The sequence below is a fragment of the Enterobacter sp. MGH 24 genome (assembly GCF_000493015.1).
Lineage (GTDB): Bacteria > Pseudomonadota > Gammaproteobacteria > Enterobacterales > Enterobacteriaceae > Enterobacter.
Window position 1 is genome coordinate 3,998,471 of sequence record NZ_KI535657.1, and the last position, 15,355, is coordinate 4,013,825.

Consider the following 15,355-nt stretch of genomic DNA (forward strand, 5'->3'; position numbering starts at 1 on the left):
TCATGCAGTGAAGAACTATCCTTCCCTGGTGAATATCGCTAAGGAGTGGTTAATTTCATCATGCCTGGATACAAAGACAATTTACTCGGTGAAGCAAACAGTTTTCTGGAAGTGCTGGAACAGGTCTCTCGCCTGGCGCCGCTCAATAAACCGGTGCTGATTATCGGTGAACGCGGAACGGGGAAAGAGCTGATAGCCAACCGTCTGCACTATTTATCCGGGCGCTGGGACGGCCCCTTCATTTCCCTTAACTGCGCGGCGCTGAATGAAAACCTGCTCGACACCGAGCTCTTCGGCCATGAAGCGGGTGCGTTTACCGGTGCCCAGAAACGCCATCCCGGGCGCTTTGAGCGCGCCGACGGCGGTACGCTGTTTCTTGATGAACTGGCCACCGCGCCCATGCTGGTACAGGAAAAACTGCTGCGCGTGATTGAGTACGGCGAGCTGGAGCGCGTCGGGGGTAGCCAGCCGCTGCAGGTTAACGTGCGCCTGGTGTGCGCCACGAACGCCAACCTGCCGGAAATGGTGGCGGAGGAGAAATTCCGCGCCGACCTGCTTGACCGCCTGGCCTTTGACGTCGTTCAGCTTCCTCCTCTGCGCGAGCGCAAAAGCGACATTATGCTGCTGGCAGACCAGTTTGCGATTCAGATGTGCCGCGAGCTCGGTCTGCCGCTCTTCCCCGGCTTCAGCGATTATGCGCAGGAGACGCTGCTGGCTTATCACTGGCCGGGAAATATCCGCGAACTGAAAAACGTCGTGGAGCGTTCCGTCTATCGCCACGGCAGCAGCGAAACGGAGCTGGATAGCATCATTATCGATCCTTTTCAGCGCAGCGCACCGCCGCTGCCCGCACCATCGTCTTCAGGCGACGCCCCCTCTCTCCCCCTTGATTTACGCCAGTTTCAGAACGACCAGGAGAAACAGCTGCTGGAACAAAGCCTGAAGACGGCGAAATATAACCAGAAACGGGCGGCTGAACTGCTGGGTCTGACCTACCATCAGTTAAGGGCATTGCTTAAAAAGCATCAAATGCGCTGACAATATCGGCACTTACCTGCAGACATTTTTACGAAGCATGCGTAAGTGCGATACACTTTGCAGATCGAACCTAAAAACCTTAAAAATTATGCGTCTGGTTTTATCGTCCTTTTTTGCACTCGGTCTGTTTAGCAGCCTGGCCTTTGCCGCGCCCGGGCTAACGCCGCAGCCTGACATTCGTGACAGCGGCTTCGTCTATTGCGTAAGCGGCCAGGTAGATACCTTCAACCCGCAAAAAGCGGGCAGCGGCCTGATCGTGGATACCCTGGCCGCACAGCTATACGACCGTCTGCTTGATGTTGACCCGTATACCTACCGTCTGGTGCCTGAGCTTGCGGAAAGCTGGGAAGTGCTGGATAACGGCGCAACCTACCGTTTTCATCTGCGTGATGACGTCGCGTTTCAGCGCACACCGTGGTTTACCCCCACGCGCAAGCTGAACGCAGATGACGTGGTCTTCACGTTCCAGCGTATCTTTAACCGCAACCATCCGTGGCATAACGTTAACGGCAGCAACTTCCCCTATTTCGACAGCCTGCAGTTTGCCGACACCGTCAAAAGCGTGCGTAAGCTCGATAACCGGACGGTCGAATTTACGCTGACGCGCCCGGATGCCTCTTTCCTCTGGCACCTGGCGACCCACTATGCGTCGGTCATGTCCGCTGAATACGCGGCGAACCTGACGAAAAAGGATCGTCAGGAGTTAATCGATCGTCAGCCGGTCGGCACAGGTCCGTTCCAGCTGGCCGAATACCGCGCCGGGCAATATATTCGTCTGCAGCGCCATGAGCATTTCTGGCGCGGTACCCCGCTGATGCCGCAGGTGGTGGTCGATCTCGGTTCAGGCGGAACGGGACGTCTGTCGAAACTGCTCACCGGGGAATGCGACGTGCTCGCCTGGCCCGCGGCCAGCCAGCTCACCATCCTGCGCGACGATCCGCGCCTGCGCCTGACGTTACGCCCCGGCATGAATATCGCTTATCTGGCCTTTAACACGGATAAGCCGCCGCTGAATAACCCTGCCGTACGTCACGCTCTGGCGCTGGCGATTAACAACCAGCGTTTGATGCAGTCGATCTACTACGGCACGGCGGAAACCGCCGCCTCAATTTTACCGCGCGCCTCGTGGGCCTATGACGGTGAAGCTAAAATTACGGAATACAATCCGGCAAAAGCGCGTGAGCAGCTAAAAGCGCTGAGGGCGGAAAACCTGACGCTGCAGCTTTGGGTGCCAACCAGTTCCCAAGCGTGGAACCCAAGCCCGCTCAAGACCGCCGAACTGCTGCAGGCGGACATGGCGCAGGTGGGTGTCAAGGTGGTCATCGTACCGGTTGAGGGCCGTTTCCAGGAGGCGCGCCTGATGGACATGAATCATGATTTAACCCTGACCGGCTGGGCGACCGACAGTAACGACCCGGACAGCTTCTTTAGGCCGCTGCTGAGCTGTGCGGCCATAAACTCGCAGACCAACTACGCCCACTGGTGTAACCGGGAGTTTGACGCCGTGCTGCAAAAAGCGCTGGCTTCCCAGCAACTGGCCTCGCGTATTGACGCCTATGATGAAGCGCAGAAGATCCTCGCCCAGGAACTGCCGGTGCTGCCGCTGGCCTCTTCCCTGCGTCTTCAGGCCTATCGTTATGATATTAAAGGTCTGGTGCTGAGTCCGTTCGGCAACGCCTCGTTCGCCGGCGTGTCGCGTGAGAAAGATCAAGAGGTGAAAAAACCATGATTATTTTTACCTTACGTCGGCTCCTTTTGCTGCTGGTGACGCTTTTTTTCCTGAACTTTGTCGGCTTTAGCCTGAGCTATTTCACGCCCCACGCCCCGCTCCAGGGGTCGTCGCTGTGGGATGCCTGGCTCTTCTGGTTTAACGGACTGCTGCACTGGGATTTCGGCGTGTCCAGCATTAACGGGCAGCTCATTTCCGAGCAGCTGAAAGAGGTGTTCCCGGCCACGATGGAGCTGTGCATTCTGGCCTTCGGCTTTGCCCTGATGGTCGGGATCCCCGTAGGCATGCTGGCCGGGATCTATCGCAACAAATGGCAGGACAAGTTTATCAGCGCCCTCGCCCTGCTCGGCTTCTCTATCCCGGTATTCTGGCTGGCGCTGCTGCTGACGCTGTTCTTCTCGCTGACGATGGGCTGGCTGCCGGTTTCGGGTCGCTTTGACCTGCTCTATACGGTGAAAACGGTGACGGGTTTTGCCATCATTGATGCATGGCTCTCCGATTCGGTGTGGCGCCATGAGATGATCGTCAGCGCCCTGCGCCATATGGTATTGCCGGTGCTGACGCTGGCGGTTGCGCCGACCACCGAAGTGATCCGCCTGATGCGCCTGAGCACCATTGAGGTGTTTGACCAGAACTACGTCAAAGCCGCCGCTACGCGAGGGCTGTCCCGCCTGACCATACTGCGCCGCAACGTCCTGCACAACGCGCTGCCGCCGGTTATTCCGCGTCTGGGATTACAGTTTTCCACCATGCTGACGCTGGCCATGATCACCGAGATGGTCTTTAGCTGGCCGGGTCTGGGGCGATGGCTGATTAACGCCATCCGCCAGCAGGATTACGCCGCTATTTCTGCGGGTGTGATGGTGATTGGTTCGCTGGTGATTATTGTTAACGTGTTGTCCGATATTTTGGGTGCCATGGCCAACCCATTGAAGCATAAGGAATGGTATGCCTTACGATAGCGTATACAGTGAAAAGCGCACGCCCGGTGTGCTGCGCACCGTGTGGCGAAAATTCTATGGTGATACCACGGCAATGATCGGCCTTTACGGCTGTGCCGGCCTGGCGTTGCTTTGCGTCTTTGGCTCGTGGTTTGCGCCCTATGGCATTGACCAGCAGTTCCTTGGCTATCAGCTGCTGCCGCCGTCCTGGTCGCGCTACGGCGAAGTCTCTTTCTTCCTGGGAACGGACGACCTCGGACGTGACGTGTTGAGCCGTCTGCTGAGCGGTGCAGCCCCGACGGTGGGCGGCGCATTTGTGGTGACGCTGGCGGCCACGATCTGTGGGCTGGCGCTTGGTATTTTTGCAGGATCCACGCACGGCCTGCGTTCGGCGGTGCTTAACCACATTCTGGATACGCTGCTGTCGATTCCGTCCCTGCTGCTGGCGATCATCGTTGTTGCCTTTGCCGGTCCGCACCTGTCGCATGCCATGTTCGCGGTCTGGCTGGCTATCCTGCCCCGCATCGTGCGCTCGGTTTACAGTATGGTGCATGATGAGCTGGAAAAAGAGTACGTCGTCGCCGCGCGTCTGGACGGCGCGACGACCTTCAACATTCTGTGGTTTGCCGTGCTGCCAAACATCGCCGCCGGGCTGGTCACGGAGATCACCCGCGCCCTGTCCATGGCGATCCTGGACATCGCGGCGCTCGGCTTCCTCGACCTCGGTGCACAGCTGCCGTCGCCTGAATGGGGTGCGATGCTCGGCGACGCGCTGGAGTTAATCTACGTTGCGCCCTGGACGGTCATGCTGCCGGGGGCGGCCATTATGGTGAGCGTGCTGCTCATCAACCTGCTGGGCGACGGTATTCGCCGTGCAATTAACGCGGGGGTGCAATAATGCCGCTTCTTGATATTCGCAACCTCACCATCGAATTCAAAACCGGTGAAGGCTGGGTTAAAGCCGTCGATCGCATCAGTATCACCCTTGCGGAGGGTGAAATTCGCGGGCTGGTGGGGGAATCCGGCTCGGGAAAAAGCCTGATTGCCAAAGCTATCTGCGGCGTGGCGAAAGACAACTGGCGCGTGACCGCAGACCGTATGCGTTTTGATGATATCGACCTGCTGCGCCTCTCCCCCCGCGAGCGGCGTAAGCTGGTCGGGCATAACGTCTCGATGATTTTCCAGGAGCCGCAGTCCTGTCTCGACCCGTCCGAACGCGTGGGGAAACAGCTGATGCAGAACATTCCCGGCTGGACCTATAAAGGCCGCTGGTGGCAACGCGTTGGCTGGCGCAAGCGTCGTGCCATCGAGCTTTTACACCGCGTCGGGATAAAAGATCACAAAGACGCGATGCGCAGCTTCCCTTATGAGCTGACCGACGGCGAATGTCAGAAAGTGATGATTGCCATCGCGCTGGCAAATCAGCCGCGTTTGCTGATTGCGGATGAGCCCACCAACGCGATGGAACCCACCACGCAGGCGCAAATTTTCCGCCTGCTGTCGCGTCTTAACCAGAATAACAACACCACCATCTTGCTGATCAGCCATGACCTGCAAATGCTCAGCAAATGGGCGGATAAAATTGACGTGATGTACTGCGGGCAAACGGTCGAAACCGCGCCGAGTGAAGATCTGATTAACGCCCCGCATCATCCGTATACGCAGGCGCTTATCCGCGCCATTCCGGATTTTGGCAGCGCCATGCCGCATAAAAGCCGCCTGAATACCCTGCCGGGGGCGATTCCGCTGCTGGAATCCCTGCCGATAGGCTGTCGTCTGGGTCCGCGGTGCCCCTATGCTCAGCGTAAATGTATCGAGACGCCGCGCCTGACCGGGGCCAAAAATCATTTATACGCCTGTCATTTCCCCCTGAACATGGAGAGAGAGTGAAATGGTCGAAACCTTACTGGAAGTCCGCAACCTGAGTAAGACCTTTCGCTACCGCACGGGGCTGTTTCATCGCCAGACTGTCGACGCGGTGAAGCCGCTGAGCTTTACGCTGCGTGAAAAACAGACCCTGGCGATCATCGGCGAGAACGGTTCCGGGAAATCCACCCTGGCGAAAATGCTCGCCGGCATGGTTGAACCGACTGCAGGCGAGGTGTTGATTGACGATCATCCTCTGACGTTCGGCGATTACTCTTTCCGTAGCCAGCGCATCCGCATGATCTTCCAGGATCCGTCTACCTCGCTTAATCCGCGCCAGCGCATTTCGCAGATCCTCGATTTTCCGCTGCGTCTGAACACCGACCTTGAGCCGGAGGCCCGCCGTAAGCGCGTATTTGAAACCCTGCGTATGGTCGGGCTGTTACCGGATCACGAAAGCTACTACCCACATATGCTGGCCCCCGGCCAGAAACAGCGTCTGGGTCTGGCGCGAGCATTGATTTTGCGGCCAAAAGTGATCATTGCCGATGAAGCGCTTGCCTCGCTGGATATGTCGATGCGCTCACAGCTGATTAACCTGATGCTGGAATTGCAGGAAAAACAGGGGATCTCGTATATCTACGTCACCCAACATCTGGGAATGATGAAGCACATCAGCGATCAGGTGATGGTCATGCACCAGGGAGAAGTTGTCGAGCGCGGCAGCACGGCGGATGTGATGGCCTCCCCGCTTCATGAGCTGACAAAACGGCTGATTGCCGGTCATTTCGGTGAAGCATTAACCGCCGATGCATGGCGCAAAGACCGTTAAATAAACGTTGCACTGTTCAATAAGGATTAAATAGCTTTTACACGCTGTTTAGTCCTTCAATTTTTTCATCTCCACTCCTGCTCCATATTCTAAGCAAAATAAACCAACAGTCCTTCTCCAGAATATCCGGTCATTACGGAGGAGAAGAGATGAACACCACCACTTACGTTCTAAAATACACCGAGTATCTCATCAGAAAATGCCGTTCATTTTTAATGACGGACCTGCACTTTCATACTGTAAGGCTTAAGAAAACAGCCGGGGAAACCCCTGACATTCAATCACCCACGACGTTGAGTGAAAAAATATGTCATCGTCTGGTCTATGACCATAATAACTTCTACACGATGCTCGCCGATAAACTCGCCGTTCGGGCATACGTTTCCTCCAGAACAACGCGCGTGAAGACGGTGCCATTAATTGGCGTTTATTCCCGGCCGTCGCAGATTGATTTTTCAGTACTCCCTGACAAATTCGTCCTTAAGTGCAACCATGACAGCGGCAGCACAATAATATGTACCAACAAAGCGCAATTTAATGTCAGGGAAGCGTGTAAAAAACTGAGCCTCGCATTAAGGAAAAATTTGTACTACACCACGCGCGAATGGCAATACAAAAACATTACCCCGAGTATTCTTTGCGAGCCGTTTGTCGATCTCTTCGACGATGCTGACAGGAACACCACGCCCGAAATGCTGCGGATCCATTGCTTTCACGGCGTTGCCCACTATGTAGAAGCGGATTTTACCGATGATAACGGCAACGGTTTTATCAACGTTTATGACAGGCACTGGAACTTACAACCCTTCCGGATGGAATATCCAAATACTTCAGCAGAGCCTGGCGAACCGCTTTTGTTCCGACAGGCATTGCTGGCCTCCCAGGAGCTGGCGGATGGAATTGACTACTGCCGCGTTGACCTGATGCTAAAGAAAGATGAAATCTATTTCAGTGAAATAACCTTAAGCCCGAGGCGCGGAAAACTGACGATTACCCCGCAGGAATGGGATGCTAAGTTAGGAAAAATATGGCATTTATCGCCAGCAGGCGCATTTGACCTGCCGCTGAAACTCACGCGTCGGGCCAGGTAAGTTTAAATATCGAGTGGTTTTGCGTCGATAAGGTATAGGTAACATCGCCACCATGCGCAAGCATGATGGCTTTTACCACCGACAAGCCCAAACCACAGCCTTCCGGGTTCACATGTCTGGCGCCATTATCGCGCTGAAAGGGCTGAAACAGGAAATCATGAAACTCCCTGGGTATGCCCGGTCCGCCGTCCTGAATAAGGATATAATTGCCTTTATCCGAAACGCCATTTTTCACGATGAGCGTGCGCGAGGTTGAATAATGTAAGGCATTATCAAATAAAACGGTCAGACACTGATTGATGCGTAACGGATCGAATACGCATTGCTGCTCCCTCAGGTCTGTATTGACGGTAAACGCCTTACGGCTGAACTCGGGCATGAACGTATCGAGTGCGTTCTGTATTGTCCCTTTTAGATCCGTTCTTGACTGGCACAGCGTGTATCCCGCTCCGCCATTCGAACTGACAACCCGGAGATCCTCAATCAGTCGGGTTAACCCTTCCGTCTGTTTAAGAAGATTATTAAACAGCACCGGCTCAGGGGTAAAAACTCCGTCAACCAACCCCTGAAGCCGTCCGCGTAAGATCGTGACCGGGGTTCTCAGCTCATGCGCGATAGCGGCATTCCAGGATTTCCTCTGAATATCCAGCGTCTGTAATTTTTCCGCCATTTCATTGAAATCCGTCACCAGGTGATTGATCTCACCCAGCCTGGAACTGGCGCAGAATGCCCTGGCGTCCAGATCGCCCTGAGAAATCTTTTTCAGGCTGGACGCTACCGCGTTTAGCGGGGTGAGGATTCGCGATGACAGTTTGACCGTGAAAAAGAGGGCAATAATCAGACTGATCGTTGTCGCGGTCCCAATCCATACCCAGTCCCACATCGTCATCTGCTCGTCATCGCCCGCAGCAGGGCCGCCGGGGAGGTGATCCAGAATAAAGGAGTAAAAAAACCACGAGCCCAGTACGGCGATAGCGATTATCGTAAACGTCAGCAACAGCATGTACGTTAAGATCTGACGACTCAGGACAGACTCTTTGTTCATTTTTTTTCCCCAAGCCGGTAGCCCATCCCTCTGATGCTCTCGGGAACACCATAAAGACCGGCAAGCTCCAGTTTTTTACGCAACTTGCTCATATGGCTGTCGACCGTTCTGTCGAGCGTATCCCCCTCCGGCAGACACGCGTTGAGTAACTCCTCGCGGGAACAAACCTTTCGTGGATATCGCACCAGCCAGGTCAGTAATTTAAATTCGGTCGTCGTTAATACCGGAGAGGTAACCTCTTCGCCAACGGTAACTTCCACATAGAAGTCATCCGGATAGACCGTAATAAAAGGCGTTCTGAGCGGCAGGGAACCCGCCTGCTGAAGCGCGGGTTTTGTCCTGCGCAGCACCGCCTCAACCCGCGCGACAACCTCAGAAGGGTTGAAGGGTTTGATCACGTAATCATCCGCCCCCAGTCTCAGCCCCATGAGCTTATCGACATCCTGATCGAGTGCGGAAACCATAATGACGGGGACAGCACTTTCCTGACGAAGCGTGGTAAGCACGCTCCAGCCGTCACATACGGGCAAGTGAATGTCCAGCAATATGAGATCCGGTTTATGCAGGCGATTGAGTGCGATGGCCTGTTCGCCCTGCATGGCTCTGAGCGTTTTCATTCCTGAACGCTCTAAGTAACTCATCAGTATATCGGCGATGTCGTCTTCATCTTCAACAACAAGGATCAGCGTATTTTTGTGCATTTTATCTCCGCGGGTGAAATCCCTTTGAGCTCGCTATCAGATATCTTTAGGACAATAAGACACAGCCTCCGGGAAAAAGTGCCGTAGTCGCGAAAATTTCCCGGCTGATTTACCTGCGCGGTTATTTCTCCATACAGCCTACACATTCCGTCAATAAAGACTCGACAATGTCGGTTCAAAATCGCTATTGGGGTATAACCCTTTTTGCAGTGAGCGTTGCAAATTAATCCTGTTACTTAAAGACTTTATGAAGCTGGCTGGAATAATGAACACGGAACTTTCTAAATATTTCTCTCCCAAAAAACTGGGTATATATTCCCTGTTTCTGCTGCTGTCGTGGGGATTACTTTATACCTGGCTGGTGCTAATACACAGAATGGATGAAAAAGTCGCCTCGACGCTGCTCTCTTCACCCATCATCTATGGCTGTATCGCATTGTCGGTGGTCTCTCTGATGATCCAAAATAAAGCTGGCGCGTTGACCGAGCTGCTTGTCGTCGCCTTCTGGCTAATGGTGATTTTTGTTTATCTCATTATTACGTTCACCGTGCTGTTAAACGCGATGCCCGATATCGAGGATCTGATCTTCTACTACGAGTGTTATTTGATTATATTTTTTGGCGGAGCACCGCTGTACCTCATTCTGAGAATGATTTGAGCCGCTGCTCCACACGTCCTCCATAAACCGCCCATGTCCGCTAAACAGGCTCGCGGTAGACTCTCTACTGACTTATATTCACGTAACTGGACGTTATTTTAATGCCTCATTTTTTTATTGAACGCCCCATATTCGCCTGGGTGGTGGCGCTTTTTATTGTTCTGGCGGGACTGCTGTCTATTCCCCGTTTACCCGTCGCACAGTATCCGGCGGTGGCACCGCCTGGGATCATTATTTCCGTCAGTTACCCGGGTGCCAGCCCCGATATCATGAATACGTCGGTGGTGTCGTTAATCGAGCGCGAAATCTCTGGCGTCGATAACTTGCTCTATTTCGAATCATCCAGTGACACAACCGGGTCGGCATCGATTACCGTCACGTTTAAACCGGGCACGGATATCAAGCTGGCGCAGATGGACCTGCAGAATCAGATTAAGATCGTTGAGCCTCGTCTGCCTCAGGCGGTAAGGCAAAACGGTATTAACGTCGAGGCCGCTAATTCTGGCTTTTTAATGATGGTGGGGCTGAAGTCCACGGCAGGTCAATTTGAGGAAGCCGATTTAAGCGACTATTTTGCCAGAAACGTCAGCGACGAGCTTCGTCGCGTGCCCGGCGTAGGGAAAGTACAGCTGTTTGGCGGCGAAAAAGCGCTGCGCATCTGGCTGGATCCCATGAAGCTCCACGGCTATGGGCTCTCGGTAAGTGATGTTCTTACCGCCGTTGGCCAACAAAATGCCCTGGTTTCGCCCGGTAAAACGGGAGATGAGCCCGCAGCTGCAGGACAAGGGGTGACGTATCCCATCACCGTGAAGGGACAACTCTCCTCGGTCGAGGCGTTCAGGAATATCAGCCTGAAATCTGACGCATCCGGCGCCCGCCTGAAACTGTCCGACATTGCACGGGTTGAATCTGGCCTGCAAAGCTACGCCTTTGGTATCCGCGAAAACGGGGTTCCTGCGACGGCGGCGGCTATTCAGCTGTCGCCAGGCGCCAACGCAATGAGTACGGCTTCAGGCGTGCGTGCGCGCATCGACGAACTTTCCCGGGTATTACCCGACGGAATGGCGTTTACGGTGCCCTTCGATACCGCGCCGTTTGTGAAACTTTCTATCATGAAGGTTGTTCAGACGTTTGTGGAAGCGATGGTCCTCGTCTTCCTGGTTATGCTGCTGTTTCTGCATAAGATACGCTGTACGCTTATCCCGGCGATTGTTGCTCCCGTCGCGCTTCTTGGCACCTTCACGGTGATGCTGCTGAGCGGCTACTCCATCAATATTCTGACGATGTTCGGCATGGTGCTGGCGATCGGGATTATCGTTGATGATGCCATCGTGGTCGTAGAAAACGTTGAACGGCTGATGGAGGAAAAAAGCCTGTCCCCGCGTGACGCCACGCGGCAAGCCATGCAGGAAATCACCCCGGCGATTATAGGGATCACGCTGGTGCTAACCGCGGTCTTTATCCCCATGGGGTTTGCTGAAGGATCCGTCGGGATTATCTACCGACAATTTTGTATTTCCATGGCGGTCTCCATACTGCTGTCCGCGTTTCTGGCCCTGACGCTGACGCCCGCCCTGTGCGCAACGTTACTCAGGCCGCATAAGGCAGGAAAGATCGGAAGTGGACGGTTCGCGGCCGGGTTTAACGCGCGCTTCCGTTCGCTCACCGTCTGCTACGAAGCCGGGCTGGGTGCCGTTCTGAAGCGAACCGGACGTATGCTGCTTCTGTACGTTGCGCTTTGCGCTGCGCTGTTTTTGGGATTGTCTTCGTTACCGTCGTCCTTTCTGCCGGACGAAGATCAGGGCTACTTTATGTCCTCAATCCAGCTGCCTTCTGACGCCACGATGCAGCGCACCCTCAACGTGGTTAAAAAGTTTGAAGCGGAAATTGCGGCCCGGCCGGATATTGAAAGCAACATTATGATCCTGGGGTTTGGATTCTCAGGTTCAGGACCAAATTCGGCTATGGCCTTCACCACGCTTAAGGACTGGAAAAATCGGCAGGGCTCGACGGCTCAGGGTGAAGCCGACCATATCCAGGCCAGAATGGCCAACGTCTCTGATGCCGTCACGATGAGCCTGCTCCCGCCGGCCATTTCGGATATGGGCACCTCCTCGGGCTTCACCTGGTACGTGCAGGACAGAGCGGGACTGGGCTACGAGGCGTTAAAGCGCGCTGCCGACGCGCTGGTCCTGCACGCTAACCAGCGCCCTGAACTGAGTGACGTTTACATAGACGGTCTGCCGGAAGGAACAAGCCTTGCGCTCCAGGTAGACAGAGAAAAGGCGGAAGCGATGGGCGTCTCATTTGATGAAATCAACCAGACGCTCTCCGTCACCCTGGGCTCAAATTACGTCAATGACTATACGAACAACGGCCGCGTTCAGCAGGTGATTATTCAGGCCGATGCGCCATACCGAATGCAGCCTGCGCAGATACTGAATTTATCAGTGAAAAACCGGATGGGTCAGATGGTGCCGGTATCGACCTTTGCCACGCTTTCGTGGAACGTTGCGCCGCAGCAGTTGACGCGTTACCAGGGATATTCTGCGATTCGCATTACCGGAAATGCGGCGCCGGGAGAGTCCAGCGGCACCGCAATGAAGGTTATGGAGGACGTGTCCAGGAGCCTGCCTCAGGGCATGGCGGGCGAGTGGGCCGGGAGTTCATTGCAGGAGAGAAAATCGGAATCTCAGCTTCCGGGCCTTATCGTCCTGTCGATACTGGTCGTATTTATGGTACTCGCCGCCCTGTATGAGAGCTGGTCTATTCCTTTTGCGGTCATGCTGGTGGTTCCGCTGGGTCTTATCGGCGCGGCGATCGCGGTGTCCGTTGCCGGCATGACGAATGACGTTTTCTTCAAGGTCGGCCTGATTACGCTTATCGGCCTGTCGGCCAAGAACGCTATTCTGATTGTTGAATTTGCGAGGCAGCTACATCGCCAGGGGCAGCCCCTGCTGTCGGCAACTATCCATGCCGCAAGCCAGCGCCTGCGTCCCATTCTGATGACATCGCTAGCCTTCACCTTAGGGGTTGTTCCCTTGATGCTGGCCAGTGGTGCCAGCGACAGTACGCAGCATGCCATCGGTACCGGCGTATTTGGCGGCATGATCAGCGGTACGCTTCTCGCGATCTTCTTCGTACCGGTTTTCTTTATCGTCATTGCGCGTTTCGTCGACAACATCAGGAAAGTGTAAATACCCTGGCGGAATCGCGCTCCCTCTCTGGTTGGATGAGGCGAAGCTGTTTCCGGGTGATATACTGGACGAATGCTGAAATTTTGAGCCCCCGCGGGTCCTCGGCGCATTCTTCGGGGCAGGCGTCTTCGGAGAAGTGCGAGAAATATCGTGACACAAGGGGCTGTGAGTGGGCTATAATTTCGAGCTAATTTCGAATGATTTTGAAATACTGCCTGTAACGCTATGAATTACAAGGCAAAATAAGCAATGAATATAAGGATTAAAGCTATGGGTTTTCTTTCCGGTAAGCGCATTCTGGTGACTGGCGTTGCCAGCAAACTGTCCATCGCATACGGCATCGCACAGGCAATGCATCGCGAAGGCGCTGAGCTGGCGTTCACCTACCAGAACGACAAGCTGAAAGGCCGTGTTGAAGAGTTTGCCGCGCAGCTGGGTTCCAGCATTGTTCTGGAATGTGACGTTGCACAAGACGAAAGCATCGACGGCATGTTTGCTGAACTGGCAAAAGCATGGCCGAAATTCGACGGTTTCGTTCACTCCATTGGCTTCGCTCCTGGCGACCAGCTGGATGGCGACTACGTGAACGCGGTTACCCGTGATGGCTTCAAAATCGCTCACGACATCAGCTCCTACAGCTTCGTTGCGATGGCGAAATCCTGCCGTGCGATGCTGAACCCGGGCGCAGCCCTGCTGACCCTGTCCTACCTGGGCGCTGAACGTGCTATCCCTAACTATAACGTTATGGGTCTGGCTAAAGCGTCTCTGGAAGCGAACGTACGCTACATGGCGAACGCAATGGGTCCTGAAGGCGTGCGCGTTAACGCCATCTCTGCAGGTCCTATCCGCACCCTGGCCGCTTCCGGTATTAAAGATTTCCGTAAAATGCTGGCACACTGCGAAGCGGTTACCCCGATTCGTCGTACCGTTACCATTGAAGATGTGGGTAACTCTGCAGCATTCCTGTGCTCTGACCTTTCCGCTGGTATCTCCGGCGAAGTGGTTCACGTTGACGGCGGCTTCAACATCGCTGCAATGAACGAGCTGGAAATTAAATAAGCTGTGACTCTCTTCCCGCACGGGAAGAGAGTTTTCCCCCGCCCCCTCCCTCCGTTATTCCGTTCTGCTATTTGTTATCACCTAACAATATTTTTCCCTTTATCTGCCTTACGCCAGGATATTGATCGCCATTTTGAGATCAAGGAACGCACATGGAACAACGCCGTTTTTCCGGCAAAGGCCACTGGTATCACGAGACCCAGTCAAACCACGCGCAGACGGATGTTCTGCCTCTGGTGCCCGAAGCCGCTAACGTCGACGATCGTTTTTTGCTCGATTTAGCCTTGCCTGATGAGATTGTCGCCGCCTGTTCTGGCTGGCTTTCCCCTGCCAGAGCCCTATGCCACCTCTTGTTTCCGCTCTCGATTCCCGTGAACCGCCTGCATACGCTCAGCGCCTACGATCGGCTCAGTACCGCGCTAACGGTCGCACAGGCATGCGGCGTTCAGCGGCTCTGTAACCATTACGCCGCCCTCCTCGCCCCGCTTCCCGGCCCGGACTCCTCGCGCGAAAGTAACCGACGTCTGGCGCAAATTACACAGTATGCCCGCCAGCTCGCCAGCTCTCCTGACGTGATTGATGATAAAGCGCAGAACCAGCTTGATGAGGTTGGCCTGTCGACGTATGACATTGTGGTGATTAACCAGATTATCGGGTTTATCGGTTTTCAGGCGCGCGTGGTCGCGGTTTTTCAGGCGCTGCTGGGACACCCCGTTCGCTGGTTGCCAGGCCATCATATTCAGCCGCACACGCTGCCCACGCGCCACGCCGCGTGGGTGCCGCTTTTGCCCGTCGTCGAGCTGCGCTATGCGAGCGCGCATCAGCTTGAGTCGCTGTCCCGCTGGCAGGCAGAACCCGCGCTGGAGGCGCTGACGCCGGTCCTTTGCCATGAGCCGTCGCTGCTCGACCTGACCGGAGAAATCCTGTTAAACACCCGCGAAAAGATCCCGCTGACGTCCCCCGCGCTTTCGGCGGCGGTCGAGCTGCTGACACGCTCTCCGGACCGCTTCAGCGCCGCGCAGTTTACCCCTCTCACGGATCAAGGACTCTCCGGCGAACATGCCATCACGCTGCTTACCCGGAGCGCGTTTGACGGCTGGCTCAATCGTCTGAAAGTCGCGTTTGGTAAAGAGGAATAACCATACTAATTACCCAAAGACCGCTTGCTGAGACAGTGAGAATCGCGTAAAACTGTCAG

The 15,355-nt window shown here is 54.9% G+C and carries 13 protein-coding genes; 11 read left to right on the plus strand and 2 right to left on the minus strand.

The annotated features are described in order from the left end of the window. Positions 1–60: 60 nt before the first annotated feature. The 7 genes from pspF (at position 61) to L370_RS03200 (ending at position 7,497) form a co-directional block, all read left to right on the plus strand. Positions 61–1,038, plus strand: a complete 978-nt coding sequence (gene pspF / locus L370_RS03230) for a phage shock protein operon transcriptional activator (protein WP_023335927.1) — start codon at positions 61–63, stop codon at positions 1,036–1,038. A gap of 88 nt (positions 1,039–1,126) precedes the next feature. Then, entirely contained in the window at positions 1,127–2,767 is a 1,641-nt protein-coding gene (gene sapA, locus L370_RS03225; RefSeq protein WP_023335928.1) for an ABC transporter substrate-binding protein SapA, read from the plus strand. Continuing rightward, positions 2,764–3,729, plus strand: a complete 966-nt coding sequence (gene sapB / locus L370_RS03220; protein WP_023335929.1) for a putrescine export ABC transporter permease SapB — start codon at positions 2,764–2,766, stop codon at positions 3,727–3,729. Before sapA ends, sapB begins: the two co-directional genes overlap by 4 nt. Next, complete coding sequence (gene sapC / locus L370_RS03215; protein WP_023335930.1) at positions 3,716–4,606, plus strand: putrescine export ABC transporter permease SapC; 891 nt, start codon at positions 3,716–3,718, stop codon at positions 4,604–4,606. The genes sapB and sapC overlap by 14 nt, the downstream gene beginning before the upstream one ends. Further along, the gene (sapD, locus tag L370_RS03210) at positions 4,606–5,598 is read left to right on the plus strand and encodes a putrescine export ABC transporter ATP-binding protein SapD (RefSeq protein ID WP_023335931.1); all 993 of its coding nucleotides are present in this window, start codon (positions 4,606–4,608) and stop codon (positions 5,596–5,598) included. The genes sapC and sapD overlap by 1 nt, the downstream gene beginning before the upstream one ends. Position 5,599: 1 nt before the next feature. Further along, positions 5,600–6,406, plus strand: a complete 807-nt coding sequence (gene sapF / locus L370_RS03205; protein WP_023312051.1) for a putrescine export ABC transporter ATP-binding protein SapF — start codon at positions 5,600–5,602, stop codon at positions 6,404–6,406. A gap of 149 nt (positions 6,407–6,555) precedes the next feature. Continuing rightward, positions 6,556–7,497 carry an ATP-grasp fold amidoligase family protein gene (locus L370_RS03200; protein WP_023335932.1) on the plus strand — a complete coding sequence of 314 codons (942 nt, stop codon included), beginning with the start codon at positions 6,556–6,558 and terminating at the stop codon, positions 7,495–7,497. Here the strand turns inward: L370_RS03200 and L370_RS03195 are convergent. Both L370_RS03195 and L370_RS03190 read right to left on the minus strand, forming a co-directional pair. Further along, the gene (locus L370_RS03195) at positions 7,478–8,542 is read right to left on the minus strand and encodes an ATP-binding protein (RefSeq protein WP_023335933.1); all 1,065 of its coding nucleotides are present in this window, start codon (positions 8,540–8,542) and stop codon (positions 7,478–7,480) included. The genes L370_RS03200 and L370_RS03195 overlap by 20 nt on opposite strands. Then, positions 8,539–9,243 carry a response regulator gene (locus L370_RS03190; protein ID WP_023335934.1) on the minus strand — a complete coding sequence of 235 codons (705 nt, stop codon included), beginning with the start codon at positions 9,241–9,243 and terminating at the stop codon, positions 8,539–8,541. Before L370_RS03190 ends, L370_RS03195 begins: the two co-directional genes overlap by 4 nt. 265 nt (positions 9,244–9,508) lie before the next feature. Here L370_RS03190 and L370_RS03185 point away from each other — a divergent pair, with 265 nt between their 5' ends. From L370_RS03185 to L370_RS03170, 4 genes are all read left to right on the plus strand, one after another. Next, a complete protein-coding gene (locus tag L370_RS03185; protein WP_023335935.1) occupies positions 9,509–9,901 on the plus strand; it encodes a colistin resistant protein CrrC in 393 nt (130 codons plus the stop codon). Positions 9,902–10,002: 101 nt separating this feature from the next. Further along, complete coding sequence (locus L370_RS03180; protein WP_023335936.1) at positions 10,003–13,098, plus strand: multidrug efflux RND transporter permease subunit; 3,096 nt, start codon at positions 10,003–10,005, stop codon at positions 13,096–13,098. Between the two features lie 270 nt (positions 13,099–13,368). Further along, positions 13,369–14,157 (plus strand): enoyl-ACP reductase FabI, encoded by a 789-nt coding sequence (fabI, locus tag L370_RS03175; protein ID WP_003856831.1) that lies wholly within the window; start codon positions 13,369–13,371, stop codon positions 14,155–14,157. 152 nt (positions 14,158–14,309) lie between these two features. Beyond that, complete coding sequence (locus L370_RS03170) at positions 14,310–15,296, plus strand: CMD domain-containing protein (RefSeq protein ID WP_023335937.1); 987 nt, start codon at positions 14,310–14,312, stop codon at positions 15,294–15,296. Positions 15,297–15,355 lie beyond the last annotated feature (59 nt).

Bases quoted from the DNA above. Each gene is read 5' to 3' on its own strand.
- pspF (WP_023335927.1), top strand. From the start codon at position 61: ATGCCTGGATACAAAGACAATTTACTCGGTGAAGCAAACAGTTTTCTG.
- sapA (WP_023335928.1), top strand. From the start codon at position 1,127: ATGCGTCTGGTTTTATCGTCCTTTTTTGCACTCGGTCTGTTTAGCAGC.
- sapB (WP_023335929.1), top strand. From the start codon at position 2,764: ATGATTATTTTTACCTTACGTCGGCTCCTTTTGCTGCTGGTGACGCTT.
- sapC (WP_023335930.1), top strand. From the start codon at position 3,716: ATGCCTTACGATAGCGTATACAGTGAAAAGCGCACGCCCGGTGTGCTG.
- sapD (WP_023335931.1), top strand. From the start codon at position 4,606: ATGCCGCTTCTTGATATTCGCAACCTCACCATCGAATTCAAAACCGGT.
- sapF (WP_023312051.1), top strand. From the start codon at position 5,600: ATGGTCGAAACCTTACTGGAAGTCCGCAACCTGAGTAAGACCTTTCGC.
- L370_RS03200 (WP_023335932.1), top strand. From the start codon at position 6,556: ATGAACACCACCACTTACGTTCTAAAATACACCGAGTATCTCATCAGA.
- L370_RS03195 (WP_023335933.1), bottom strand. From the start codon at position 8,542: ATGAACAAAGAGTCTGTCCTGAGTCGTCAGATCTTAACGTACATGCTG.
- L370_RS03190 (WP_023335934.1), bottom strand. From the start codon at position 9,243: ATGCACAAAAATACGCTGATCCTTGTTGTTGAAGATGAAGACGACATC.
- L370_RS03185 (WP_023335935.1), top strand. From the start codon at position 9,509: ATGAACACGGAACTTTCTAAATATTTCTCTCCCAAAAAACTGGGTATA.
- L370_RS03180 (WP_023335936.1), top strand. From the start codon at position 10,003: ATGCCTCATTTTTTTATTGAACGCCCCATATTCGCCTGGGTGGTGGCG.
- fabI (WP_003856831.1), top strand. From the start codon at position 13,369: ATGGGTTTTCTTTCCGGTAAGCGCATTCTGGTGACTGGCGTTGCCAGC.
- L370_RS03170 (WP_023335937.1), top strand. From the start codon at position 14,310: ATGGAACAACGCCGTTTTTCCGGCAAAGGCCACTGGTATCACGAGACC.